21 protein-coding genes are annotated in these 25,173 nt (G+C 54.7%); 14 read left to right on the top strand and 7 right to left on the bottom strand.

Going from position 1 to position 25,173, the window contains the following annotated elements; translation table 11 throughout:
* Positions 1-11 precede the first annotated feature (11 nt).
* Both RDV48_06160 and RDV48_06155 read right to left on the bottom strand, forming a co-directional pair.
* Entirely contained in the window at positions 12-1,727 is a 1,716-nt protein-coding gene (locus RDV48_06160) for a formate--tetrahydrofolate ligase (GenBank protein MDQ7822361.1), read from the bottom strand.
* Positions 1,728-1,750: 23 nt separating this feature from the next.
* Positions 1,751-2,320 (bottom strand): folate family ECF transporter S component, encoded by a 570-nt coding sequence (locus RDV48_06155; protein ID MDQ7822360.1) that lies wholly within the window; start codon positions 2,318-2,320, stop codon positions 1,751-1,753.
* Between the two features lie 195 nt (positions 2,321-2,515).
* Here RDV48_06155 and RDV48_06150 point away from each other — a divergent pair, with 195 nt between their 5' ends.
* On the top strand, positions 2,516-3,418 hold the full coding sequence (locus tag RDV48_06150) for a YiiX/YebB-like N1pC/P60 family cysteine hydrolase (protein ID MDQ7822359.1): 903 nt from the start codon (positions 2,516-2,518) through the stop codon (positions 3,416-3,418).
* 247 nt (positions 3,419-3,665) lie between these two features.
* On the top strand, positions 3,666-4,769 hold the full coding sequence (locus RDV48_06145; protein MDQ7822358.1) for a histidine kinase dimerization/phosphoacceptor domain -containing protein: 1,104 nt from the start codon (positions 3,666-3,668) through the stop codon (positions 4,767-4,769).
* 7 nt (positions 4,770-4,776) lie between these two features.
* Here RDV48_06145 and RDV48_06140 read toward each other — a convergent pair whose 3' ends face one another.
* The 3 genes from RDV48_06140 to RDV48_06130 form a co-directional block, all read right to left on the bottom strand.
* A complete protein-coding gene (locus RDV48_06140; GenBank protein MDQ7822357.1) occupies positions 4,777-5,745 on the bottom strand; it encodes a protein kinase in 969 nt (322 codons plus the stop codon).
* An 11-nt stretch (positions 5,746-5,756) separates the two neighbouring features.
* Positions 5,757-6,152 carry an HIT family protein gene (locus tag RDV48_06135; GenBank protein MDQ7822356.1) on the bottom strand — a complete coding sequence of 132 codons (396 nt, stop codon included), beginning with the start codon at positions 6,150-6,152 and terminating at the stop codon, positions 5,757-5,759.
* A 79-nt stretch (positions 6,153-6,231) separates the two neighbouring features.
* Positions 6,232-7,032, bottom strand: coding sequence for a hypothetical protein (locus RDV48_06130; GenBank protein MDQ7822355.1), 801 nt, complete (start codon positions 7,030-7,032; stop codon positions 6,232-6,234).
* A 153-nt stretch (positions 7,033-7,185) separates the two neighbouring features.
* Here RDV48_06130 and RDV48_06125 point away from each other — a divergent pair, with 153 nt between their 5' ends.
* From RDV48_06125 to RDV48_06100, 6 genes are all read left to right on the top strand, one after another.
* Positions 7,186-8,706 (top strand): protein kinase, encoded by a 1,521-nt coding sequence (locus tag RDV48_06125; GenBank protein MDQ7822354.1) that lies wholly within the window; start codon positions 7,186-7,188, stop codon positions 8,704-8,706.
* A gap of 252 nt (positions 8,707-8,958) precedes the next feature.
* A complete protein-coding gene (gene groES / locus RDV48_06120) occupies positions 8,959-9,246 on the top strand; it encodes a co-chaperone GroES (GenBank protein ID MDQ7822353.1) in 288 nt (95 codons plus the stop codon).
* Between the two features lie 35 nt (positions 9,247-9,281).
* Entirely contained in the window at positions 9,282-10,934 is a 1,653-nt protein-coding gene (groL, locus tag RDV48_06115; protein MDQ7822352.1) for a chaperonin GroEL, read from the top strand.
* Between the two features lie 100 nt (positions 10,935-11,034).
* Positions 11,035-12,882 carry a bifunctional serine/threonine-protein kinase/formylglycine-generating enzyme family protein gene (locus RDV48_06110; GenBank protein ID MDQ7822351.1) on the top strand — a complete coding sequence of 616 codons (1,848 nt, stop codon included), beginning with the start codon at positions 11,035-11,037 and terminating at the stop codon, positions 12,880-12,882.
* Between the two features lie 38 nt (positions 12,883-12,920).
* Positions 12,921-13,259: a hypothetical protein gene (locus tag RDV48_06105; protein ID MDQ7822350.1), complete on the top strand. Its 339-nt coding sequence runs from the start codon at positions 12,921-12,923 to the stop codon at positions 13,257-13,259.
* 216 nt (positions 13,260-13,475) lie between these two features.
* Positions 13,476-13,817: a hypothetical protein gene (locus RDV48_06100; GenBank protein ID MDQ7822349.1), complete on the top strand. Its 342-nt coding sequence runs from the start codon at positions 13,476-13,478 to the stop codon at positions 13,815-13,817.
* Between the two features lie 3 nt (positions 13,818-13,820).
* On the opposite strand, the gene RDV48_06095 is transcribed toward RDV48_06100, so the two are convergent.
* Positions 13,821-14,441, bottom strand: a complete 621-nt coding sequence (locus RDV48_06095; GenBank protein MDQ7822348.1) for a hypothetical protein — start codon at positions 14,439-14,441, stop codon at positions 13,821-13,823.
* A 21-nt stretch (positions 14,442-14,462) separates the two neighbouring features.
* A complete protein-coding gene (locus tag RDV48_06090) occupies positions 14,463-15,128 on the bottom strand; it encodes a Crp/Fnr family transcriptional regulator (GenBank protein MDQ7822347.1) in 666 nt (221 codons plus the stop codon).
* A 211-nt stretch (positions 15,129-15,339) separates the two neighbouring features.
* Here RDV48_06090 and RDV48_06085 point away from each other — a divergent pair, with 211 nt between their 5' ends.
* The 6 genes from RDV48_06085 to RDV48_06060 all read left to right on the top strand — a co-directional run bounded on the left by RDV48_06085 (position 15,340) and on the right by RDV48_06060 (position 25,170).
* Positions 15,340-16,638: a clostripain-related cysteine peptidase gene (locus RDV48_06085; GenBank protein MDQ7822346.1), complete on the top strand. Its 1,299-nt coding sequence runs from the start codon at positions 15,340-15,342 to the stop codon at positions 16,636-16,638.
* 206 nt (positions 16,639-16,844) lie between these two features.
* The gene (locus RDV48_06080; GenBank protein ID MDQ7822345.1) at positions 16,845-17,792 is read left to right on the top strand and encodes an RNA polymerase sigma factor RpoD/SigA; all 948 of its coding nucleotides are present in this window, start codon (positions 16,845-16,847) and stop codon (positions 17,790-17,792) included.
* A 147-nt stretch (positions 17,793-17,939) separates the two neighbouring features.
* Positions 17,940-21,608 (top strand): protein kinase, encoded by a 3,669-nt coding sequence (locus tag RDV48_06075; protein MDQ7822344.1) that lies wholly within the window; start codon positions 17,940-17,942, stop codon positions 21,606-21,608.
* 204 nt (positions 21,609-21,812) lie between these two features.
* On the top strand, positions 21,813-23,000 hold the full coding sequence (locus RDV48_06070) for a DUF4032 domain-containing protein (GenBank protein MDQ7822343.1): 1,188 nt from the start codon (positions 21,813-21,815) through the stop codon (positions 22,998-23,000).
* 108 nt (positions 23,001-23,108) lie between these two features.
* Positions 23,109-23,912, top strand: a complete 804-nt coding sequence (locus RDV48_06065; GenBank protein MDQ7822342.1) for an XdhC/CoxI family protein — start codon at positions 23,109-23,111, stop codon at positions 23,910-23,912.
* A 28-nt stretch (positions 23,913-23,940) separates the two neighbouring features.
* Entirely contained in the window at positions 23,941-25,170 is a 1,230-nt protein-coding gene (locus RDV48_06060) for a SpoIIE family protein phosphatase (GenBank protein ID MDQ7822341.1), read from the top strand.
* Positions 25,171-25,173 lie beyond the last annotated feature (3 nt).

Here is a 25,173-nt window from a genome sequence, read left to right as displayed (position 1 = left end):
ACAATGAGCCTTCAGAATAATCCCACCACTCTTCCTTCATTGTCAATATCAATTCTTGTACCGGCAGGGACCGAGGGAAGCCCCGGCATGGTTCTCATATCGCCGCAGAGGGGGTAGAGGAATCCCGCCCCCACCGAGGCCCTGATGTCCCTCACGGGAAGCAGGTAATCCCTGGGATAGCCCTTTTTCCTGGGATCATGGGAGAGGGAGAGATGAGTCTTTGCCATGCAGACAGGCATCCTGTCAAAGCCAAGCTCAGTGTAAAGCTTGAGCTTCCCAAGGGCGGCAGGGGCGAATTCAACGCCCTTGGCGCCATACACTTTTGTGGCTATGGTCTCTATCTTCTCCCTTATGGGCATATCCAGCTCGTAAAGGAACCTGAACTGCGAAGGCTTCTCGGCGGCGCGCGCCACTGCCTCGGCGAGATCTTTTCCTCCCTCACCGCCCTTCGCCCAGACCTGGCTTACCACAGCGTCTTCAGCGCCGGCATCGCGGGCTATCTTCCTTATGGTCTCTATCTCCTTTTCGGTGTCGGAAGTGAAGTGGTTGACGGCTACCACGACGGGGACCCCGAAGAGCCTCATGTTCTCGATATGCTTGCCAAGGTTCTCGCAGCCTTTTTCAAGGGCAGGGATATTCTCCCTGGTAAGCTCCTCGGGAAGGGGCTTGCCGGCCACGACCTTGCCCAGGCCTCCATGCATCTTGAGAGCTCTCACCGAGGCGACAATGACGGCCGCGTCAGGCACGAGGCCGCTTACCCTGCACTTGATGTCCATGAACTTCTCGGCGCCGCAGTCGGCACCGAAACCGCTCTCCGTCACGAGGTACCCGGCGCTCTTGATAGCGATGAGATCGGCCACAATGGAGCTGTTCCCGTGGGCGATATTCGCGAAGGGACCTGCATGGACAAAGCAGGGAGTGTGCTCGATGGTCTGGATGAGGTTGGGCTTAAGGGCGTCACGGAGGAGCACCGCCATGGCGCCGGCGCATTTCAGGTCCTCGGCGGTTACAGGTTTCTTGTCTTTCGTAAAGCCGACCACCACCCTGCCGAGGCGGCTCCGGAGATCCTTCAGATTCTTCGCAAGGGCGAGAATCGCCATCACTTCTGAAGCCACGGTGATGTCAAAGCCTGTCTCGCGGGGGGAGCCGTTCTCCTTGCCCCCGAGCCCCACAATTATCTGCCTGAGGGCCCTGTCGCTCACGTCCACGACCCGGGGCCAGAGGATAGAGTGAGGATCAATGCCGAGCGGGTTCCCGTGGAGGAGCGAGGCGTCGATGAATGCCGAGAGCAGGTTGTGGGCAAGGCCTACGGCATGGACATCGCCGGTGAAATGGAGGTTAAAGTCCTCCATGGGGAGGACCTGTGAATAGCCGCCTCCTGCGGCGCCACCCTTGATCCCGAAAACGGGCCCCAGCGAGGGCTGTCGTATCGCGGTACAGACCTTTTTCCCTATCCTGGCCAGCCCCATGGAGAGCCCTATGGTGGTAACGGTTTTCCCCTCGCCAAGGGGAGTGGGAGTGATGGCCGTGATGACCACGTATTTCCCTGAAGGCCTGTCTTTCAACCTTGCGATGAGATCGAGGGAGACCTTGGCCTTGTATCTGCCGTAAAGCTCAATATCATCGCAAGGGATACCCAGCTTTTCCGCTATCTTTTCGATAGGCTCCATTTTTGACGACTGGGCGATTTCCAGGTCAGAGGGCACATGCAACGATGCTCCAGACATATGTATCTCCTTTCTTTTCCCCTTCAGGGCAGCTTTGCGCAGCCTATCGAGCCTGTGGCGGGAAACTCCTTTGCCGCGGTGCGCTCAGGCCCGCTCATCGCTCCGTACAGCATGAGGACTGGCTGGGCAAGCATGGCATAGAGCGGCGTATGGATGATCTCCACAGCGAAGTTCGCTGCTGCCTTCAGGACAAAGGGCACGCCAAAGTAAACTGAAAAAATATAAGGCACCAGCAGGACCTTGGTGATGCACTGGCCGGTAAAAATTGCCAGGATGAGAAGCCACAGGGGGATCTGCCCCCTGATGCCTGAAAATTTAACTGTTAAAGCCGGGATTATGCCTGTAAGGGCCGAAGTGAGGGTGAAAAAAGGCAGATAGGGCCCCTCGGGGAAAAGGGGGTAGCCGAGGATATCGCTGATGGCTCCCACGAGGCCTCCTTCAAGGGGGCCGAAGAGAAACCCCGCCAGGATTATGGGAAAGCCTGCAAAGTTGACAATTCCAACGGGAAGGTGGATCGTGAGAATCCGCCTCAGCAGGATGGAAATGGCAATAAAGAGCGCCATCATTACGAGAGTTCTTGGCTTGTACCTCATTGGGCTCAATCCTGTATGGTTATTTGATGAGGCTTTCTATCCAGAATTCTTCACCGGCGCTCTTATACCTCCTGGAGGCGAAGATCTTGCCTTTCCTGAAGATTCAGTATATAATGTCATTAGGCTGCCGCGGGCAGCCAATCAAAGCCTTCACAGGCGTGCAGGTTTCCGCCTGGCGGCAAAAGGAGATGGCCCATGCAGATTGGTGATCGCTCATCGTTCATCCCCCCCGAAAAACCTCTGGCTCCCCGTGAGGAGACCCCCAGAAACCAGGAAGCCGTGGACAGTTTCACGCACCAGGTTCCTTCCGATACTCCCCTCGCAATGAAGCAACAGGAGGGAAAGAGCGGCGCAGGGAACTGGTTCACCAAGATCCTTGATATCCGGGTGCCCACCACGACACCTTCCATCACCGACGAGCGCCGGGAGGAGATATTGAAGCTCATTGAGCCCGGTGACGTCATCCTGGAGACCAATAATGCCTACCCCGGCTGGCAGCGCTTTGAAAAGCTCACGATGAATTCGGATTACACCCACGCGGCAATGTATGTCGGCGACGGGAAGTTCATAGAGGCCACCACGGGCGATCCCAGCGGCAAGGGCGTCGTGGAGAATGACCTGCGTGAATACCTCGAAGGGCGCATTCTGGTGGAGATCATCCGCCCTCCCTACAAGACACCGGAAGATCGGGAAGCTGCCGTCACCTACTGCAGGAGCCAGCTTGGAAAGCCTTATGACTCCGATTTCAGCCTGAAGGACGACAAGTCAATCTACTGCGCAGAGCTGGTGCAGCGAGCTCTCCAGAGCGTCCCGAACAAGATTGACACCCCCCTGATCAACGTGTTCGGCAAGCAGGCTGTGGCGCCCGACAGCTTCGAGGGAATCAAGGATGCCAAGGTTGTCTATACAGATCACAGCAATTTCTGGAAGAACATGGCATCCCATTACCCTGTAGCCCTCGGAGCAGCGGCCACAGCCGCGGCGACAGGTGCGGTGCTGGGGCCTCTTGGCGCGATGGGAGGCTTCGTGGGAGGCCTGCTCCTCTCCATTCTGGTGGGAAACAAAATGCAGACCGGCCAGTTCGGCCTGGGCTGGTAGGGAGCTTCAATCCTCTGATCATGACGCCGTCCTCTGCCCCGCAGGCAGGGTGCGGCGTTTTTGTTACCTGAAAGTCCCGATGTGGAGAATCCTTGCCGCAGATGACCTGCAGTCACTAAGACTATTGACCTATTCACTTTTAGCCTATCGACCTATTCATTTTTAGCCAATCGACCTATTGCCATTTAACGCAAATGACCGATATACCATAGGCCTTTCAGCTGTTATACTAGAGAAGGCCGCTCTTTTGTTCCGGGAGGTGGTTCTTATTCTCAAGGCACGCGTTGCCATAGTTGATGATGATGATGAGTTTGTGGATATGCTCACTATCATGCTCTCAACGCTGGGACACGAGGTGGTTTTCAGCGTTTCAAATGGCAAGGAAGCCCTTGACAAGATGCTTGATCACAACCCTGACATCGTGCTGATGGACATCGTGCTCTCCAACTCCCTCGACGGCATTGAGACGGCAGGCCTCATCAATTCCATCTACAAGATCCCGGTCATTTACATGACAGGGCACACGGAAGATAAATTCCTGGAAAAGGCCAAGCTGACGGAGCCCTTCGGCTATATGCTGAAGCCAATCCGCTCGAATGACCTCAAGCATGCCCTGGAAATGGGCCTCTACCGCTCAAAGGTTGAGAAGGAGCTCAAGAAATACCGGGAGCACCTGGAAGACCTGGTGAATCTCCGGACCCACGAGCTCCAGGAGGCCAACGAAAAGCTCGTGCTTGCCCTTGAGGAGAAGCACCTGCTTCTGCGCGAGCTCAACCACCGTGTAAAAAATAATATGCAGGCCATCTCGGGCCTTCTCAGAATCCAGGCGGCATCGTCGGGGAACAAGGAAGTGGCGCAGGTTCTCCTGGATTTTGAGAAGCGCATCCAGGCCATTGGCCTCATTCACGGGAAGCTCCAGGATTCAGGGGACTATATGAAGGTGCGCCTCAAGCCCTACCTCACCGATCTCGCGAAGAACATCGTCAGTACTTTTGAGAATTGGGCCGAGGTGACTCTGAACATTGATATAAGCGAAGTGCAGATATGTTCAGAGAAGGCAATGACGTGCGGTCTTGTGTTGAACGAGCTTATCTCAAACTCCCTGAAGCACGCTTTCAACGGTACGAAGAAAGGCACCATCACCATCACCGTCAAAGCGAACAGCGACATAAAAATTATCTTCAGCGACAACGGGAAGGGCCTCCCCGGTGATTTCTCTCTTGACATGCTGAAGACCACGGGGCTTCACCTTGTAAAGCTCTTTGTGGAAGATCAGCTCCATGGGACCCTGAAGATGGAGTCAAAAAAGGGCCTCACCTGCACCATCGCCTTTCCGCCCGAGGAATCCTGACAGGCCCTCAGGCCCGGGCGCCGCACCTGTTGCAGAAACGGCTTTTCGCCCTTATCTGAGCCCCGCACTTGTCGCAGTATTTCACCGCCTCTTTTGGTGAGGACCGTTCTATCATATACGATGTCTTGTCCGTGGATGTGGAAGAAGGAGCGGCCATGGCGATGGCCGGGCGCCTCCTGTCAGGGGAGATGCCGCAGGCTTTTTCCAGGGCAATCCTCATCTCCTTTGCAGAGGAGAAGCGGTCATCAGGGTCAAGGTCCGTTGCTTTCCTGAGGATTGCCGCAATGTCGGGCGAGAGGTCCCGCAGGTGCGGAAATTGGAAAAGAGGCGACTGTCCCGTTGCCAGGTGATAGAGCGTTGCACCGAGGGCGTAAATATCAGTCCTGCCGTCGCTCTGGCGGTTTTCCAGATACTGCTCGGGAGCCGCATAGCCCTCAGTGCCCATATGGAAAGTGTCGCCCCGCTTATGGGCCTTGAATATGCGGGCAATGCCGAAGTCAACGAGCACCAGGGTCCCCCGGGCGGAGAGAATGATGTTGCTGGGCTTGAGATCTCTGAAAATGACGGGCGGCTTCTGGATGTGCAGGTAGAACAGGACCCTGCACAGCTCAATGCCCCACTGCATGATGGTTTTCTCGGGAAAGGGGGCACCCCTCTCTTTGAGAAGCTTGTCCAGGTCCTTGCCCTCGATGAAGTCCATGACCATGAAATAGCTTGCTTGATGGGAAAAGTAATCGGTGACTCTCGGGATGTTTGGATGGGAGAGGCCCAAGAGCAGGGTGATCTCCCCTCTGAACTGCGTAATGGCGCATGCCCTCAGCTCCTCGTCCTGGAAGCTGTCTTCCATCTCCTTGATGGCACAGCGCCGTGCTGACGAGAGATCCTGCGCTTCATATACCCGGGCCATTCCTCCCTCGCCAAGGACTCTCATCACCTGGTAGCGCCCGTTCAATACCGAACCTGGTTGTACTGCCATAACCTGTGACCTTACTTATGATGGGTGCAATTCTCTGGATATTCAACAAGATTGTGCTTTAATTTCCTCACGCCCCCTCTCGGGTCGTCAATATCCCCGCGGTAACGGGGGATAAGATGAATATGCATGTGCATGACAGTCTGCCCTGCTGCCCCGCCGCAGTTTATGCCGATGTTGTACCCGTCGGGGCTGAATTTTTCGTTGATTAAGGACTGCACTCTCAGGAGCAGGGCGTGCATATCGCCCACCTCGTCAGCGAGGGCGTCAAAATAACTGGAAAAATGCCTTGAGGGGATAATCAGGGCATGGCCTTTGTTGACGGGATAGAGGTCATACAGGGCGAAGCAGAGTCCGCTCCTTGCTATGATCCGGCTCTCGTCAGGCGAGCAGAAGGGGCATTCATGCATGGTGTAACCTGCCTCATGGCCTGTATCCCTGAGAAGGAATTATGCAGGATCAATCAAGTCTCCTGCAGCGGCGGGATTCTTATTTTACCCTGGAAGGGGCTGTTTCCGAGGTGATAAGGTTCCCATCCTGATCTCTCCCCGTCCATACTATCGAAACAGAGCCCTGGGCGCCGGACTTCTTTGATTTCAGCAGAAGATCGCCTATCTCGCTGTCAAAGGAGACCTTTTTCTCCACGGTCTTGTTGGCGGGGACAAGGATCCTCTCCTTGAGAGCCCTCTCCAGGTTTCTCACATTCGAAGCACCGCCTGAAGAGGCAGAATCGTCCTGGTAGGCGATGGTGATAAAGTAGGAAACTATCTCTACATCCCTGCCTCCCAGCTCTGCAAAAGTGCACTGGGCAGAGATGCCGCCGATGCCTCCCAGCATGTTCCGGGAGATATCGATGATGAATGATGATTTCATCATCGTCTTTGAGGGAGATGCCTCCATGGACTCAGAGGGCTGAGGCGCCGCAGGGGGTGTCTCCTCAGGTGCCGGGCTGGCCGTGGGAGCGGGCTGAGGCTGTGCTTCAGGGGTGATGACGGGACTGCTGGCGGTCGGGGGCGGCGACGGGTTGGGAGGCGCCGCTGCCGTCGTCATTATGATGACGGTGTGGGGGACCTGGGGTGTCATTGCCGGCAGCTTTACCCTGAGCGAATCGGGAATACGGGGCTTGATAACCTGAAGGAAAGCGAAAAAAACCGCAAGGGCCACCACAAGCAGAACAGCTATCTTGAGGTTCCTGGAATCCTGCCCCCGGGCATGGGCAATTATCTGGACCAGGGTCCAGAAGATGGCAAGCGCCCCTGCGAGGACCGTCACTATTTCAGTTATGCTCATAAAGTCTCGCCTTCTTTCCTTTGCGGCCTTTCCGGCTCATTATTATAGCACAAGAGGCAGGCAAGATCAATTTTTCATGGGGGATCTACCGGTTCACTTCATCAATATCAGGTTCCCGCGGAGGATTCATCCCTTTCCTGATGAACATGCTCAGTGGGGAAGATCTCTGAGGGAAGGGAATGCGAGAGCATGGAGCTTGATGCCGGCACAGTGGTATCGGAAAGATACCGAATTGTCAGTGTTCTTGGGAAAGGTGCGATGAGCACTGTCTATCTGGTGGACGATCTGGCGCAGCCTGGCGCGCGGTGGGCCCTCAAGGAGATTCTCAGCACCCTCCTGGATCCCGCGGAGCAGCACGATGCCCTTGCCATGTTTGAGCAGGAGTGCGGGATACTGAAATCTCTCAACCATCCCGGGCTTCCCAAGGTGATTGACCATTTCGCCACTGACCGCGGACACTGTCTGGTCATGGAATATGTGGAGGGCGAAAGCCTCCAGGCCCGTCTTGTAAAAAGGGGGAGGCCCTTTGAGGTTGATGAGGTCCTCCCCTGGATCATTCAGATCAACGATATCCTGCAGTACCTCCACTCCCAGATCCCGCCGGTGATATTCAGGGATCTCAAGCCCTCAAATATAATGATCACCACCAGGGGCAGGGCCAAGCTCATTGATTTCGGGATCGCGAGGCACTTCGCCCCCGAAAAGGTGCGTGATACCTTCGTGATGGGGACACCAGGATTTTCAGCTCCAGAGCAGTATGGGAAGAAGCAGACTGACAGCAGGAGCGATCTTTACTCCCTGGGGGCGACGGCCTATTTCCTCGTGACAGGCGAGGATCTCGAGCAGTTCGTCTTTAACGTGCCGCCCGTCAACGCCTATGCCGCCGGAGCTCCCCCCTGGTTTGCCGGCCTTCTCTCGCGCCTGCTGGAGAATGACGCGGACAAACGCTTCCAGAGCGCCGCATCCCTGAAGCAGTATATAGAAGCCCATAAGGGCAGCACCGTTTCGCCGCCTTCCCCTCAGGCTGCCCCGTCCCCCCAGGCTCCTCTCCCACCGGTCTCAGCGCCTGTGACAACCACGGCGCCGCAGAAGATCATCCCCTTCATCTCAAGTCCATGGACCGCAATGGTAATCTTTATAATGTTCTTGATGATGGGGTGCGTTCCTTACGTGGGGCCCTTTTTCCTGATAGCCGGAGTCATCGGCATCCTGGTTCTGTGGTTTCTCTCTCTTTGCGCCCTGGTTTCCTCGCTGGTGAGAGCTGATTCTGATTCGGCCCGGGAGGCTGCCAAGGTCCTGGTGGGGATCACCCTCATCATAGGCCTTCCCGCCCTTGTAATCATTCCCAATATCATGCGGGCCCGCTCCTCCGGCCAGCTCACGGGCTGCAAGAGCAACGTCAAGAATATAGGGACTGCTCTTGAGATGTACGCCTCTGATAATGACAAGCTGTACCCCCTTACCATTGAAAAGGTCACCCCCATGTACCTTAAAATAATTCCCACCTGCCCCTCTGCCGGGAGGGACACCTACAGGGAGAGCTACATGCTCAACGCCGGAAGAGACGCCTATACCATCTATTGCAGGGGCTCATTTCACAAGGAAATAATGTGCGGCCCGGACTTCCCCCAGTATGATTCGGTGCAGGGTCTCATCGAGCCCGCTTACCGCTGAGCCTCGCGCCGTGTCCTGATTTCCCTTCCTCCCCTCCATGATCAGCCCGGCCGCCGATGGTTTAGCAATTATTTACCATGATTGCTAAAAGCTTCATTAACTGGCAAATGATGCATCTTTAGAGAGATTTCATTAGAAAAAGAGGGAATTCTGAATGTTGCAATTCATGCGAAAATAGATTACAAATGATTTTAGCAATCAAGTGATTTAACTGCTAAAAAGAGAGGAGGATGCTTTATGGCAAAAACGGCACTGAAAATCAGACCCCTGGGTGACAGGGTCATTTTGAGGGCTATCCCGTCGGAGGAAAAGACCAAGGCAGGGATAATAATCCCTGACAGCGCAAAGGAAAAGCCCATGGAAGGCGAAGTGATGGCTGCGGGAAAGGGAAGGATGCTTGAAGACGGCACCATTGTTCCCATGGAGGTCAAGGAAGGCGACAGGGTGCTTTTTTCCAAATGGGGCGGCACTGAGATCAAGATTGACGGCGAGGAGTACCTGATGATCAAGGAGAGCGAGCTTCTGGGCATCATAGGGTAGAGATCTGCGAGCTAAAAAATAAGGAGGATAATGAAATGGCAGTAAAAATGCTTTTGTACGATGAAGAGGCCAGGAAGGCCCTGGAAAAAGGAGCGAATGCCCTCGCTGAGGCGGTAAAGGTGACGCTGGGGCCAAGGGGGCGCAATGTGGTCCTCGACAAGAAATTCGGCTCTCCGACCATCACCAATGACGGCGTGACCATAGCCAAGGAGATAGAGCTCGATGACCCCTTCCAGAACATGGGCGCCCAGCTTCTCCGCGAGGTGGCCTCAAAGACGAACGACATCGCCGGTGACGGCACCACGACCGCCACGGTCCTGGCCCAGGCCATGATCAAGGAAGGAATGAAAAATGTCACGGGAGGCGCCAATCCGCTCTTCATCAAGAAGGGCATAGAGAAGGCCGTGGAAAAGTGCGTGCAGGAGATCAAGAAGCTCGCCAAGCCCGTGGAGAAAAAGTCGGTAATTGCCGAGGTGGCGGCAATCGCGGCAAACAACGATAGCGAGATAGGCAACATCATCGCCGACGCGATGGAAAAGGTCGGCAAGGACGGCGTCATCACCGTCGAGGAGTCCAAGACCATCACGACGACACTTGAGCACGTGGAAGGAATGCAGTTTGACAAGGGTTATATCTCACCCTATTTCGTCACAGACTCGGAAAAGATGATTGCCGAGCTCAAGGATCCCCTCATTCTGATTACCGAGAAAAAGATCAGCGCCATTGCAGATTTGCTGCCGATCCTGGAAAAAGTGGTGCAGCTCCAGAAGCCTCTTGTGATTATTGCCGAGGACCTGGAAGGCGAGGCTCTTGCCACCCTCGTGGTGAACAGGCTCAGGGGAACATTCCAGGCAGTGGCCGTCAAGGCCCCTGGCTTCGGTGACAGGAGAAAGGAGATGCTCAAGGACATCGCCGTGCTCACGGGCGGGCAGGTCATTGCCGATGAGCTGGGCCTCAAGCTTGACAAGGTGACTCCCGATCTCCTCGGGAAGGCAAACCTTGTGAAAGTCACCAAGGAGGATACGACAATCGTTGAGGGCCGCGGCTCAGAGAAGGAGATCAAGGCCAGGATCGAGCAGATCCGGAAACAGATAGAAGAGACCGATTCCGATTTTGACAGGGAAAAGCTCCAGGAGCGCCTCGCGAAGCTCGTGGGCGGCGTAGCCGTGATAAAGGTGGGCGCAGCTACCGAGACAGAGCTCAAGGAGAAGAAGCACAGGATGGAGGATGCCCTCTCAGCCACAAGGGCTGCCGTGGAAGAGGGAATTGTGGCGGGCGGAGGCGTGACCTTCATCAACATCCTCCACCATCTTGATCACATGAAGCTTGAAGGCGATGAGCTCATAGGAGCCAATATCGTGAAAAAGGCCCTTGAGGAGCCCCTCAGGCAGATTGCCTTCAACGCAGGCAAAGAAGGCTCAGTAGTCGTGGAGAAAGTGAAAGGCCTCGAGAAAAACCACGGCTATGATGCCCTGAGAGATGAATACACCGACATGTTCAAGGCGGGCGTCGTGGACCCCGTGAAGGTGACAAGGTCGGCTCTCCAGAATGCGGCAAGCATCGTGGCTATGATGCTCACCACCGAGACGCTTGTGTGTGAGAAGCCTGAGAGGGATAAGATGCCCCCCATGGGACATGGGATGCCCCCGGGAGGAATGGGCGGCATGGGCGGAATGGACATGTACTAGGATCCTCTTTAAGGAGGGGGCCAGTCCCCCTCCTTTTTTAATTCCCGCCAAAGGGAAGTTCGGCTTTGCTGCAGAAAGAAGATTCCACAGGCGCCACACCATGAGCAAGCTCTGTCCCTTCTGCCAGAAAACCAACAGGACCGCGGCAAACTTCTGCCACAACTGCGGAGGCGTGCTTGATTCACTCTGCCAGGCCGTCAACACCGTCCTGGACCGGCGTTACAGGATCGTCTCCCATATCAAGAAGGGAGGCATGGCGAATGTCTACAAGGCCGAGGACCAGAGGCTGGGAAAAAGGATCTGCGCAGTGAAGGAGATGATCGAGCCTTACGACAACGAGGAGATGCAGGAGAAATTCTCCGAGTGGTTTGAGAGGGAGATGCAGATACTTTCGAGCCTCCGCCACCCCGGCATCCCCGTGGTCTGGGACTACTTCATCCACTCGGGCAGATATTACCTGGTGCTAGAATACATCGAGGGAAAGAACCTGGAGGATCTCCTCGGTGAGCAGCCCGGAGGACTCTTCCCTGAGAGCACCGTCATGAAATGGGGTTGCGAGATAGCCGACATACTCGAGCACCTCCACATCCAGAATCCTCCCGTGATCCACCGCGATATCAAGCCTTCAAACATAATCTTCAAAACCGACGGGAAGCTCATGCTGATTGACTTTGGTATTGCCAAGCTCTTTTCCCCAGTGGGAACGGGCACGAGAATAGGCACACTGGGATTTATCGCCCCTGAGCACTACAAGGGGCACCCGGAGCCCCGGTCTGATCTTTTCTCCCTGGGCGTCACCCTTTACCAGCTCCTTACAGGAATCGATCCCTCCAAGGAAGTTCCTTATAACTTCACCCCGATGAGGAAGAAAAAGCCCGATATCTCCGACAAGGCCGTCACCATGGTGAACAGGCTCATTGCCCTGAATATGGACGAGAGATTCGGGAGCGCCAGGGAGCTGAAGGATTACCTCACCATCGGCGGCCAGGGCGGAGCCCAGTCCATCGCCCTCCAGATTATCAGCTCCGCCACGAGCATGTTCCCAGGCGCCCCTTCCCCGCCCTCTTCCCCACCTCAGCCTGCGTCCGCTCTTTCCTCAGAGCCCCCCCCCTCTCAGGGAGCCTCCCCGAGAATTGAGCTGAAAAGCACCATGTCTGACAACGAGGCGCGAAAAAAGATTGAAATTGACGAAGCTCCTCCCGCAATCTCTGAAGGGTCGTCGAGGCATATTTTCACCACGGGCCCCAAGACTCAGCAGAAATCAGTGGAATGCACCCTCGGCCGTGATCAGTCCCGGATGGTCCTCATACCCGGGGGAGCCTTCATGATGGGAGCGGCTCTTGACGATGAGTCTTATTTCTATGAAAGGCCGAGCCATTCGGTCACCGTGGGGACCTACTATATTGACAAGTTTCCCGTCACGGTGAAGCAGTTTCTTCTATTCCTGGAGGAGACCCGTTACCCCTTCAAGAACAGGGATATCATGAGTGAGCGCCTCTCCAATCACCCGGTGGTGAACGTCTCATGGCATGATGCCTGCGCCTATGCCGCCTGGGCAGGGAAGAGGCTCCCCACAGAGGCCGAATGGGAAAAGGCGGCAAGGGGTGTTGACGGCAGAAAATATCCATGGGGAGACGAGTGGCGTTACAACAGGCTCAATTGTACCCTTTCGGGAGCCAGGGGAACCACAGCTGTGGGTTCATATCTCCGTGGTGTCTCTCCTTTCGGCTGCCACGACATGCTGGGCAATGTGTGGGAGCTGACGCTTGATAATATCTCCGGCTACCCGTACAAGGGGCCTTCGCCGCAAAAAGCCGAGATAATCGCCATAAGGGGGGGGAGCTGGAAAAGTGCCAAGAGGGAGTGCCGCTGCACGTCGCGGGAGAGGATTCTCCCGAGCTTCTCCAATATATATACGGGCTTTCGCTGCGCCATCTCGGTATTATAGGGGACATTCCGTGTCCCCACAAAGCAAAGGAGGACACTATGAAAAAACTTGCCATCCTGCTCCTGATCACCATCGCCCTTACGGGGTTGATGGCCTTGAAAAGCCTGCCCTGCAGGGCTCAGCTCATCATGGTGAACCTGCGCGTAAAGATTGTGAAAGTGGAGAGGCAAAACAACCGCCTCCAGGTGAGAGTCCATGAAGGCGGCAACAAGGACATACAATATATCGACATTGATGGAAACACGAAGTTTTCGATCGACCACAGGGAAGTGAGCTTTGACGCGGCCTGGAAATATTTCCGCAAGGATATGATAATAAGGGTAAAAGGCGGCTACACCATGGGGCTCCACGTGAAGGCCAAGCAGATATGGATGTAGCACCGGCTTCAGATAATTTTTAACAACTGTTACAGAAAATTCCGCTATAATTGAATCAAATTCAATAAAGGCAACAACTTAGTAACAAAGTTCAGAAGTTGTTCATAAATGTTACTTTCTGTTCATCTTTAGTTTACATCCTGTTAACATCAGGGAAATCATTTATCTATCTTCCGGCGGTATCATGAGAATAGAAGAGAGTGAAAGGAAGGGCATATGGCAGCGAAGGACAGGCTTTCAGAACTGATGGAGTCCGTTCAGAAGATCACCGATCGGAAGAATGACAGTGCCTCTTCCCTTTCGAACGTGTCGCTGAAGCCTTCAAGAGAGCTGGTCCGCGGCAATGCCCCCAGCGCCGGCTCAATCGGGCAGCGCGGCGATGACGGAGGGAGCGCCGGCTCCTTCATGAACATGGATTCCCCTGAGAAAAAAACAAAGATCGAAATGGTTTCCAATACCGGAGACGGGTATGACGGAGTTACGCGGTCAAGGAGAGTAGATGGCATTTATGACTATGCCATGATGCTCCAGCTCTTCGCGAATCCCCAGGTTGCCTGAGCCTCAGAGTCCTTCCTGATGCTGCCTGAAGATACTGCGCTCCACAAAAGATGTCAGCGAGCCGATAAGGCCCCCCAGGAAAGCCCCCCCCAAAACCAGCACAAGTTCGCCCCCTCCGGTGAGCCATAGCAATATCGTGGCAATGCCGCCAGTGATTGAGCCGAATTTCATGCACTCTATCTGGATGCACAGCACGTTAAGGACTCCCACAAGCATGCCCAGCAGGGCGCCGTAGATGACACAGCCAAGGAAAACAGCGACGAAGATGGCAGCGCCTGCCATACCGGCACCGGCAAGACTCGATATGAAGGATGCGGTATAGGTCCCACCATAAAAAGTAAAGAAAAGACCGCTGAGCACCCCGATCACCGCTCCTGCGATGGCGCCGCTCCTGATGCCCTGGAACCAGGTCGAACTGGTATCCTTCTTGGGAACAGGGGACTCTTCATACTCGTAGCGCGGTATCTTTGTGTCAGACTTGGGAGGTATGGGCACTCCCAGAGATGCAGGAGCCTCGCCGGAAGGCGCCGCTCCCTGTGCAAGCGGAGCCTCGCATTGATAGCATTTCTCATCGATATCCCTGTTCATCGCACCGCACCGGGGGCATGTCACAAATCTGGTCATAAGGCTTCTCCCCTCCCCGTTTCACTCGCAGACAAAAGCATCAAGTATGAATATCCTGTTCCGCTCTACACGGATGAGCCCTTTGTTCTGCATCTCGTTAAGGGCCCTTGTGACATTGGCCCGGGTGGCGCCTATGAGGTTGCCGATCTCCTCATGGGTAAGGGTGACACACCGATCGGGGAGCTTATACCGCAGAAGCAGATGAGACAGGAGCTTGCAGACCCTCCCGTACACATCGGTATATTTGAGGACGCTCGCCCTCTCTGAAAGGGCTCTCAGGCGCTCCGACACGTTGTGAATGAAAGCCTGGATGAGCTCCGGGTGCCTCCTGGTCACGCTGTGGAAAGCTGCGGGGGGTATGATGAGGAACTCGCATTCCTCCATGGAGACAAGGTCTGCCGAGTGGGGCTTCTTGTCGATGAGGGACATCTCGCCCATCGAATCTGAAGGCACCATGATGTTCAGGATGAACTCCTTGCCGTCCTTGGTATATTCAACGACTTTCACCATCCCAGAGAGCAGCAGATAGAGGCCCGCGTTCTCATCACCCTTCTGCCAGATGGTGCTGTTCTTCTTGAAGCCGCGCCTTATGGAATCCCTGCAGAGGTCCTTGAGGACCTCCTCATCAACCTCTGCAAAAATGGGAATGGCCTTCAAGAGCTTCGCCGTATCCTGAACTGTCTTCATCGCAATCACTCCCCGAACCAGATTCCTCGTTTTATATAATATTAGAGAAGCATCATCTTTCCCCTTTCATTTTGAGATGAATTCCCCTCCTGAGGGATGAACAGCTGTTAACAAAAAATTAACACTTGCGCCGGCCCGACCTATAGATTTCCCCACTCATTTAGTGTATGATAAATAAAGAGCAAAATAGAGGAAAGGAAGGTTCTTGAATATGGACATCAGACCAACAGGCGGAGCGCTAGAGCACATACAATTCGAGAAGCCCGGCAAACCGGCACAGAATGAGACAGCCCCTCAGCCGGCAGGCGACCAGGTATCCCTCGGCACGGGCCAGGACCAGGTGGTCAAGAAGAAGTGGACATTCCTCCACTACGGAGCAGGAGACAACAACCTGTCGCAATATATCATGAGGGACGCTGACGAGGCGGAGTCGATAGGCTCCGATGCCAACACCCACCTCGTTTCACAGCTTGATATGTCAAGCGGCACCTGCAAGCGCTATCACCTGCAGAAGGATCCCGCGGGAGTGAACGGCAAAATGACGTCGCCGGTGCTCCAGGATATGGGTTCCAAGGTGGACATGTCCGATCCCAAGACCCTCACCGATTTCCTTGTGTGGGGCCAGAAAAACTTCCCCTCCGATTTCGTGGGAGTGAGCATAGGCGATCATGGCGGCGGCACGGCGGGAGCCATATCCGACGACAGGGATGGCGGCTATGGCATGATGAGCCCGGCTGACCTGAAGAAAGCTTTCGCCGATGCAGAGGCCATTACAGGCAAGAAGATTGACGTGCTGGGCTTTGACTGCTGCCTGATGGCAAACACCGAGGTGGCCTATGAGCTCAAGGATGTGACCAATTACATGGTGGCTTCGGAAGAGACTGAAGGCGGACTCGGCTGGCCTTACAACAACGTGCTCAACGACAAGGTCCTCTCGTCATTGCAGGAAGCCTTGAGGCACAAAATTAATGTCGATCCCAAGGAGTTTGCCACCAAGATCGTGGCCGATGCCGAGCAGGTCCAGGGCGACCTCCCCACCATGTCCACCATCGACATGAGCAAGATGGGCGACGTGGCAGCGAAAGTTGACGGCTTTGCAAAGGCCATCATTGCCTCAGAGGGCTCCGCGGGCGAGCTCAAGAGCCTTGCGGGCAGAACGCAGTCCTTTGGCGAGTTCAAGGATGTCTATGATTTCTGCCAGAAGGTGGCAGGCTCCCAGAACCTCAAGGACGAGAGCCTCAAAACAGCGGCGAAGGATGTCATGGCGAGCCTTGACAAGGCCATACTGGCCAACCAGCACTCCAATGCTTACCCCGGCGCCCATGGCCTCCAGATAGAGCTCCCCTCCTGGGGCGGCCTGAGCGGCAAATACCAGGATCTCCAGTTTGCCAAGGACACCAGCTGGGACGAGGCAATGGGCAAGATCTCGAAGACCGAGGTGCCCGCTGAGCCTTCAGCGCCCTCCGCACCTCCTTCAGGCGGTTATGAGTTCGGCTTTGACGAATACTAGAATTACCCGGTAAATAGCCACGAAGGGCGGCAGCAATGCCGCCCTTCGTTTTTTCAGACTTCCCCCTCCTTGAGTATGCCTGGTGATCATGGTATAATAAAGAAGAAATAATTTCATAGGGTTTACTTTTTTTCTCCTTGAGAGTATAACGTGAAAAGGACGCCCTGAAAAGAAGCAGAAAAAACAGCCAGGGAGGAGAACCTCAAGTGAGCGATACCTTGCTTGCCAGGGTAGAGGAACAAGATCCCTACAGAAGCAGAAGATACGCCGAGACCTATACGCCCCCCCCTCATGAGCTTCCCGAAGAAGAGCAAGAGGACAAGATTGAGCGTGACAGGCTCATCACCGAGAACCAGAAACTGGTCTATTCTTTTGCCCGCAAGCACATGGGCCAGGGGATCGAGCTCTCGGACCTCATCCAGATAGGCAACCTGGGCCTCCTGAAAGCGGTGCAGAAATTCGATCCCACCAAGGGAGTGCAGTTCTCTTCCTACGCGTTCTATTGGATCCAGCAGACCATAATGCTCGCCCTCAAGAACCAGAGCCGGATCATCAGGATACCCACCCATATCCTTGACCAGATAAAGCGTTATTATCACGCCCATGAGAGGCTTTCCCACAAGCTGGGCCGCGATCCCTCAAGCCACGAGATTGCCCAGGAGCTTTACAGCTTTGAAGATGAAATTCACCAGGACCGCACCAGGCTCAAGGAAGGGACCCTTACCCTCGACGACCTCGTGACAAGGGAAGATGAGAGGGAAAAGAAGCGGAAATTCTTCCATGAGCTGGAAGAAGTCCTGCAGATCGCCCAGGTGCCCCTCTCCCTCGATGAGCCCTGCGGTGAAGACGAGAGCTGCGTGTTCGTGGAAGCCATCGCGGCCAAGGAAGTGGAGACGCCGGAAGAGACCTGCATGAAGAAGTATATGAAGCAGGAGCTCCACTGGCTCCTCAGCTACCTCTCCGAGAGGGAGAGAAACGTGGTGAAGTGGCGCTTCGGCATAGACGATGATGAGCCTCTCTCGTTCCAGGACATTGCGGGAAGGCTCTCCATCACCAAGCAGGGCGCAAGGAAGATCCTGATGACGACTCTGGCGAAATTAAGGCGCCTCAGCGAATCGATTCCCAGAGCGCCCCTCAGGGCAATGGCCCGCTGAGGGCCTCAGTCCGGACATTGAAAGCAATCACAGGGGTCCTTATAAGGACCTTTGTGTTATTTCACTGGCGACATAGAGGATCCTTGGAGCAAAGGGCTCCTGTTCATTGCAGCGAGGGCAAAAGAGCATATTCAGGGGTGAGATGCATTGAATGAGAGTGCAAATGGAGATGGCGTCTCCGATGAAGGGACTGTCCTTCAGAGTGAAGAGTCTGCAAGGCTGGCCAGGCAGGCATCAAAGGATGCGGTTCAGGGAGCCGCATTCCGTATTCCGCGCTATGAGCTTGAAGAAAAGATAGGCCAGGGAACTTTCGGCGAAGTCTGGAAGGCGACCCAGTCGAGCACCAGCCAGGCGGTGGCGGTAAAAATCTTTACCAGGCACCACTCTTCCGAAAGGCTCAATCTGGGCCATGAAATAGACAGGCTCAGGCGCATCACCGCGCATCCCTTTGTGCTCACCCTGCTGGATGCAGAAACAGAAATTGATACCCCTTTTCTGGTCATGCAGCTCCTGCCCGCGTCTCTCAAAGGATTCTGTGAGGGAATATCTTATAAGAAGGGGGAGCATGTCAAGGGGGACTTCGTTTCCAGGGCAGAGCGCTGGATGAGCCAATGCGCCGAGGCTCTCGCCTATATGCAGAACAAGGGTATGATCCACTGCGATCTGAAACCGGCCAACATCCTGATAGATGAGAATGAGAACGTGCGCATCGCGGACTTCGGCCAGGCACAGGTAAGCGGCGAGCGCTCCGGCGCTCTGGGGACCCTGGGTTATATGCCCCCTGAGCAGGCAATGCAGGGGCATCCCGACTCTTCATGGGATATCTATGCCCTCGGCGCCACTATTTACTTCATGCTCACCGGGACGATTCCCTACCTGTCCCGGGGGAGTCTGGTGGTCCTGAATGCCTTCCCCACCATTGAAGAAAAGCTCGAAAAATATAAAAACCTTATATTCTCGTCGCCACTTGAGCCCCTTCAGAAGCTCAACCCCCTTGTGGACAGGGATCTTGCCTCCATAGTTGAGTGCTGCCTCTCTATGGATACTCAGAAGAGATATGGAAATGCAACGCAGGTGCTCAGGGATCTCCAGAACAGGAAGGAAAAGAGGTCTCTGTCATGCGTAAAACACACTCCCCTTTACCTGGCGGAACGCTTCTTCTCAAGGTACAGGCTTACTCTCTCTCTCATACTCCTTACTATTGTCATCGCCTCTCTAGCCGCCGTCTTCATATTCTTCACGACGCGCCAGGCTGATGAAGCCCGCCAGAAAGAAGATCAGGCCCGCCGTGAGGCGAAGGTTATCGCGGTAAAGGAAAAGACCTTAAGAGAGATGGCGAGCAACCGCCAGGCCAGCAATGTTTACAGGAAAGGGCTGGAGCAGTCAGAAAAATGGAAAATTTTCTCTGCCGGACTGCCATGGTATGCAGGATCTCTCAGGATCAGCCCGGGAAACAGGGCATTTGGGCTTGCAGTGGTATACAGCCTGAAGGACCTCTGGGAGATCAGTTCATTTCATGGAGTCCAGGGGGAAATCTCCTGCATGGACCTGAACCCCAGTGGAACGAAAGCAGCCTATGGCATGCAGGATGGCTCTGTCTTGATTATTGACACCCTTACCGGGAAACCGCTCCTTAAGCCTTTGCAGGGCACTGACAGGCAATGCTCGGCAGATAGTGACAGTGAGGGGGTAAAGGAGCTCCTTGCGCTCAAAATGAATCCCGATGAGGTGATTTTCAGCAGCGGTGATATCGCTGCGGTAAAGATTTACAATGCCCTCAGGCTCTGGGACCTCGGGAGCGGAACTCCTCAGAGCCCTCTGCTTGTACATAGTGGACCGCTCACCCATGTGGAATTCTCGAGTGATGGCTCGAAGCTCCTTGCCGTCAATACTATAGCTGTTTCCCTTAAAAGGAAGGCCGTCCATATCCGCCGTTCTGTTGATGGAAAGCTTCTTGCGTCCCTTCTTCACCCGGAAGGTGACTTTGTGAACTGGGCGACTTTCAGCCCCGATGGGAAAAGGGTCCTCACATGCTGCAGCAGGAATGCGAGAATATGGGATGCCGAGAAGGGAGTTGAGCTTATCCCACCGGTTGTTCACGGCGAAGGAGTTCAGGTTTTCTGGGGAGCTTTCGACAGGAGCGGCGAAAGAGTCCTTACCCGGGCAGGCAACTCCCTTGTGGTGTTTCTCGAAAAAACCGGCAAAGCGGACCTTGGCCCGCTCAATTTTGAATCTGGCCTGACTGGCGCAAGCTTTTCTCCTGATGGCCGTTCCATCGCAGTAACCACAATTGAGGACCGTTCTGTCCGGATTATTGATTCCCATTCAGGCAAGGAAGCAGGCGCTCCCATAGTCTTTGATCAGCCGGTGCAAAGCGCGAACTTTGCACCTGACGGCAAATCAGTGACAGTGATATGCAGCGATGGAACGGTGAGCCTATTCAGCTCCGATCTGGGCAGGAGGCTTACCCCTCCTCTCCTGCACAGCGCTCAGGTTGAGGTATCTCTCCTTCTTCCTTCAGAAACCATAGTCTCAGCGGCTAAAGACAGAACATTGAAAACCTGGAAAAGGGAGAGGCACCTCACCCCGCCCATGGTAATACCTCACAAGAAAGCCCTTCAATATGCCGTGTTCAGCCCTGATGGAACAATGCTTCTCACTATATCTACAAAGACAGGCGAGGTAAGGAATATGGGAGTGACCTGCGAGGCAAGCCCCAACCCTCCGGCAGAGGCAAGAGTGTGGGACTCAAAGAGCGGGCTGCCCATATCGCTCACGATGAGGCATACTGATGCCATTACATCGGCTGAATTCAGCAATGACGGCAAAAAAGTAGTCACTTCGTCTTATGACCGCACGGCAATAGTATGGAATGTCAGGACAGGGAAACCCCTCTGCAGAAAGATGGTCCATGACGGGTTTGTGGGATCGGCCTCCTTCAACTCTGCAGGCACCCTTGTGGTGACCACCTGCATCACCGATTACGGGAAATTCTCTCAGCGCAGCTATGCCAGAATATGGGATGCCAGAAATGGCAGGGCCCTGTCACCTGAGCTCGCCTGTGACCAGAGATTGAGGACCTGTGCACTATTCAGCCCTGACGGGAAAAAAGTCGCCTGCGGTGGGGGAACGGCGGTTTTTCTCTGGGACGTGAAAGATACCGGGGGGGCACCGGCCATCTTAAAGCATAGCGCCGAAGTAGTCGGCATCACTTTCAGCCCCGAGGGGAGCAGGATTCTGACTGCAGGGCTTGATGGCACGATACGCCAGTGGGATGGCAGGACGTATGCCTCCATTGCGCCGTCACTGCACCATGGCCAGAGAGTTGAAAAGGTCTTTTTCACCAGCGACGGAAACCATATAATTACCTGCTCACGGAAGGATTTCAAGACCTGGGACATTACCAGTGGTGAGATCATAGCCTCCTCGGAAGAGGTGGACTCTATAAGATTTGTTGACTTTGATCCCTGCAATTCCTGGGTGATGACCTCGGTATCGGGTAAAAAAGGCAGTGAGGTACGGCTCTGGGATGCATGGACAGCCCTGCCCATGGCACTACCCATGGAGCCTCATGGGGACATTCACTGCGTTTCCTTCAGTGGCGATGGGAAAAGGTTCGTGGCAGCATCGAAGAACGAGTATGCGGCGCTCTATAACATCCCTCCTGAGGTGGACCTCCCGGAAAAGGTTCTTTCCCTTCGCTCTCTTGTGTCCACGGGCGTCACTGTTGATACTGCAGGCAACATCCAGCCGGCAGGCCTCAACAAATGGGAAGAGAGTAAAAAACAGCTTGAGGAGCAGGGGGGAAAACCATGATGACCACTGCAGACAACAGGGACACTGCATCAGGCCTGAAGTCTCCGCTGACTGCTTCATCGCTTGTCACGGGGACTCAGAGGCATTGGATATTGCCCCTTTTTCTCTCTGGTCATGCCCGCCGATATCTCCAGGAAGGGCCTCCAGCTGACTGGAACGGCATTATAAAGCTCTCACATAAATAATTTCCTGCGGTCTTTCACTATGAGCGAACATCTTTACGAGTTTAATGAAGAATATACCCGGGTGAAGCCTGAGGCAAGCTACGAACTTGGCTTTGTCGATGTCCCCCTGGAGGAAATCGTGGGGACTGTGGGCCGGTACAGGGATTTTGACGGCACTTACCTCATGTCGAATATAGATTCGAAAAGGCGTCTTGAAGACCTTATCGCTCTTTATAAGAAAAAGGGCGAGTTCCCGCCTCTTGATCTTTACAAGATCAAAGATCATTACTTTATCCTTGATGGCCATCACCGATTGATTGCGGCCCGGCAGATGGGACTGGAAGCGGTGAGAGCGAGGGTCGTCGAGTTTCTCCCCCCAAGAGACTCAGTGGAAAACATGCTCTCGAGGGAAAAATCGGAGTTTGAGCTTGCCACGGGCCTCATGGATATCCATCTCACTGAGCTTTCTCAGTACCGCAAGCTGAAAAGCCAGATCAGGGAGCATAAGTATTACCTCAGCGAGAAGGAAAAAAAGGAAATTCCCTTCAGAGACGCGGCAAAGGACTGGCATGCGAAGGTATTCAGCCCTCTCATCTCAAGGATCGAGCATGAAGGGATTCTCAATGACTTCCATGGCAGGACCTGTGACGATCTCTATGTGTACATCTCCGACCACAAGTGGATGGAGAGCCAGAGGAGAGGCTATGATATCGGCTTTTCCACCGCCATAAGGGATTTTCACAGGGAAGATGAGGAAAAAACCTTTTCCGGCCTTGTAAAGGACCTCTTTGCAGGCTTTCGAGTCATCCCGCCAAGAAGAAAAGCATTTGAGAAGAGAACAGGTCTCCATTCGATAAGCCTCTCAAAGGATCACTCCTATGGGGCCCTCCTGAAGCAGATCAAGGAGCATAAGTATCTCCTCTCGGAGAAAAAAGGCAGGGAACTATCTCTTGACGAAGCGGCGCTTGACTGGTACTACGAGATATATTACCCCATAAGGCACCTCATTGAGGAGGAGCGGCATATGAGCGGCTTTCCAAGAAAAACGCCGGGCGATCTCTACCTCATGCTCTCAGAGCTGAAATGGCTCGAAAGCGAAAAACGGGGATACGACATAGGGTTTCCCGAAGCGCTCCGGCAGCTGAGGAAGGAGGGCCTGGATCTCCCGGGATCAAGGGCGACGATAAAAAAGCTTCTCTCGACGCTGAAGAGCCTTATAGAGCCCTGAATTGTTACCAGTCCCCGGGAAGAGGTATTCTTTCCTCTTTCCTGAATAGTATTCTTGGAGAAAGAGAGGGGCTCGAAGCTCTCAATATTATGAAGGCAGGGAGAAACAATGGACATTTACAGGAAAATCGCTGCTCTTATTGATGAGCAGAAGGAGATGGTCATCGTCACCGTAGTGGAGACCCTGGGCAGCACACCGGCGCGCAAGGCCTTCAAGATGATAGTCCTCGCTGACGGGACGACTGCCGGGACGGTGGGAGGAGGGGCACTTGAGTACGAGGCCGTGAAAAAGGCAAAAGAGTGCCTCAATGCCGGCAGAAATGCCCTCCAGGAGCTGAACCTCGAGAAAATCGGCATGGCCTGCGGCGGCGCCGTGAAGATATTTCATGAATATATCGCTCCCCTGAAATCCCTCTATATCTTCGGCGGTGGCCACATCTGCCAGGCGGTGGCCCCTATGGCGGCAGCGCTGGGATTTTCCATCACGGTTATTGACAACAGAGAGGAAATCGCCCGGCAGGCCCTCCACCCTGCGGCAAAGAAGGTAATCCTTGGTGAGTACACGGAAGTCATCGGGGCTCTTCCCATTCACCACCCTGCCTATTGCCTCATCGTCTCCCATAAGCATGGCCACGACGCGGAGATACTGAAGGCTCTTCTCATGCGCGACGACTCCTTTGCCTACATCGGGATGATAGGCTCAAGGAAAAAGGTCAAAGTGACCTTTGAGAACCTTCTCAGGGAAGGGATTGACAGGCAGAAGCTGGAGCACGTTTACAGCCCTGTGGGCCTTGCAATCGGCGCCGATACACCCGCGGAGATAGCGGTGAGCATACTTGCAGAGATGATCGCCCTGGGGCAGGGTGCTGAAGCCCCCCACATGAGGTGTGCCCCCGAGGCGGCAAAGCTCTGAGTGAAGAGATCCGCAAGAGGAGCAGATAATGGAAAACCGGCTTATGTGTGATGCGTGTGCCCGCAGGATGACTGCAGGTCATGAAGACCTTATCGCGAGGTGCAGAAAGGCTCTTGCCTCATTTTCCAAGCAGCTCCCCCCCAAGATCCAGGATGAGATTCTCTCGACAATACTGGAAAAGATCATTGAGACTTTCCAGGCAGAGGAGATACCCGGCAAGGTATGCACGCTCCAGGGCACTTCCTGTGACAGTCTCCACGAGTCAGGCCACGTCATGGCCCGGCAGGGGTACACCATTGACGAGGTCCTCGAGAGGTTCGCCATGCTCCAGGATATCTTCTGGGAGTATCTGTCGGAAAGCCTCAGGCAGGAAAAGCTTTATGACCGCGACATGCGCGTCCGCGAGGAGTTTTTCCAGGAGCATGCAAGCTGCCACTACAAGCTGAAGCTTTTTTTCAACGAGATCACGGCCTCTATAGCCCGCGCCTATGTAGAGGAGCTCCAGAAGATAGTGCTTGAGAAGGAGGAGGAGCTCCTTCTCAAGGAGCGCCTTATCAGCTCCAGGATAATGGGGGCGCTGCTCCCGGCTGAGCTTCCCCCCATTCATGGAATCGATATCGCGGGAAAAATCGTGACTACTGACGCAGTGGGCGGCGACTTCTGGGATATTTCCCGGAGCAGCAGCGATTCCCTCGAGGTCATCCTTGCCGATGTCATGGGCCATGGAGCGTCGGCAGCCCTCCTTGTCTCAATGATCAAGTACCTCCTCATGGCATTCAGCTCCCAGAGCGCGCCGATGGCCAGGACCATGGAAAAAATCAACGCCATTATCTCCAGGGACACCCCCGAGGAGATCTTTATCACGGCCCTTTACCTCCGCTACATGCACAAGAACAGGAGGCTCAGTTACGTGAGCGCCGGCCACCCGCCCCCGGTGCTTGTGAGGGGAGGAAGAACGAGGGAGCTGAGGGGGACCGACATTCCCCTGGGCCTCCTTCGTGACGCCTCTTTCAATGCACACTCCGTCTCGCTGAAGGCCGGCGACGTGCTCTACTGCCTGAGCGACGGAGTTGCGGGCGCAAGAAATCCTGGAGGCGAGTTCTTCCCCCCCCGGGACCTCCATAAGGCCATGAGAGAGCTTACCTCTCTCCCTGCCGCCGCGGTGTGCGATGAAATCGTCAGCAGGACCCTCGATTTCTGCGGCAAGGAGAAGTGCAGCGACGATATCACCGTCGTGGTCCTGAAGATACTGGAGTGATGA

This window comes from Candidatus Eremiobacterota bacterium (genome assembly GCA_031082125.1).
In the GTDB taxonomy this organism is placed as follows: Bacteria; Vulcanimicrobiota; CADAWZ01; order CADAWZ01; family Ess09-12; genus Ess09-12.
This window is presented reverse-complemented; position numbering and strand designations above follow the sequence as displayed.

Excerpts from the sequence above, each read along its gene's own strand:
- RDV48_06160 (MDQ7822361.1), bottom strand. The coding sequence starts at position 1,727 with ATGTCTGGAGCATCGTTGCATGTGCCCTCTGACCTGGAAATCGCCCAG.
- RDV48_06155 (MDQ7822360.1), bottom strand. The coding sequence starts at position 2,320 with ATGAGGTACAAGCCAAGAACTCTCGTAATGATGGCGCTCTTTATTGCC.
- RDV48_06150 (MDQ7822359.1), top strand. The coding sequence starts at position 2,516 with ATGCAGATTGGTGATCGCTCATCGTTCATCCCCCCCGAAAAACCTCTG.
- RDV48_06140 (MDQ7822357.1), bottom strand. The coding sequence starts at position 5,745 with ATGGCAGTACAACCAGGTTCGGTATTGAACGGGCGCTACCAGGTGATG.
- RDV48_06135 (MDQ7822356.1), bottom strand. The coding sequence starts at position 6,152 with ATGCATGAATGCCCCTTCTGCTCGCCTGACGAGAGCCGGATCATAGCA.
- RDV48_06130 (MDQ7822355.1), bottom strand. The coding sequence starts at position 7,032 with ATGAGCATAACTGAAATAGTGACGGTCCTCGCAGGGGCGCTTGCCATC.
- groL (MDQ7822352.1), top strand. The coding sequence starts at position 9,282 with ATGGCAGTAAAAATGCTTTTGTACGATGAAGAGGCCAGGAAGGCCCTG.
- RDV48_06110 (MDQ7822351.1), top strand. The coding sequence starts at position 11,035 with ATGAGCAAGCTCTGTCCCTTCTGCCAGAAAACCAACAGGACCGCGGCA.
- RDV48_06105 (MDQ7822350.1), top strand. The coding sequence starts at position 12,921 with ATGAAAAAACTTGCCATCCTGCTCCTGATCACCATCGCCCTTACGGGG.
- RDV48_06100 (MDQ7822349.1), top strand. The coding sequence starts at position 13,476 with ATGGCAGCGAAGGACAGGCTTTCAGAACTGATGGAGTCCGTTCAGAAG.
- RDV48_06095 (MDQ7822348.1), bottom strand. The coding sequence starts at position 14,441 with ATGACCAGATTTGTGACATGCCCCCGGTGCGGTGCGATGAACAGGGAT.
- RDV48_06090 (MDQ7822347.1), bottom strand. The coding sequence starts at position 15,128 with ATGAAGACAGTTCAGGATACGGCGAAGCTCTTGAAGGCCATTCCCATT.
- RDV48_06085 (MDQ7822346.1), top strand. The coding sequence starts at position 15,340 with ATGGACATCAGACCAACAGGCGGAGCGCTAGAGCACATACAATTCGAG.
- RDV48_06070 (MDQ7822343.1), top strand. The coding sequence starts at position 21,813 with ATGAGCGAACATCTTTACGAGTTTAATGAAGAATATACCCGGGTGAAG.
- RDV48_06065 (MDQ7822342.1), top strand. The coding sequence starts at position 23,109 with ATGGACATTTACAGGAAAATCGCTGCTCTTATTGATGAGCAGAAGGAG.
- RDV48_06060 (MDQ7822341.1), top strand. The coding sequence starts at position 23,941 with ATGGAAAACCGGCTTATGTGTGATGCGTGTGCCCGCAGGATGACTGCA.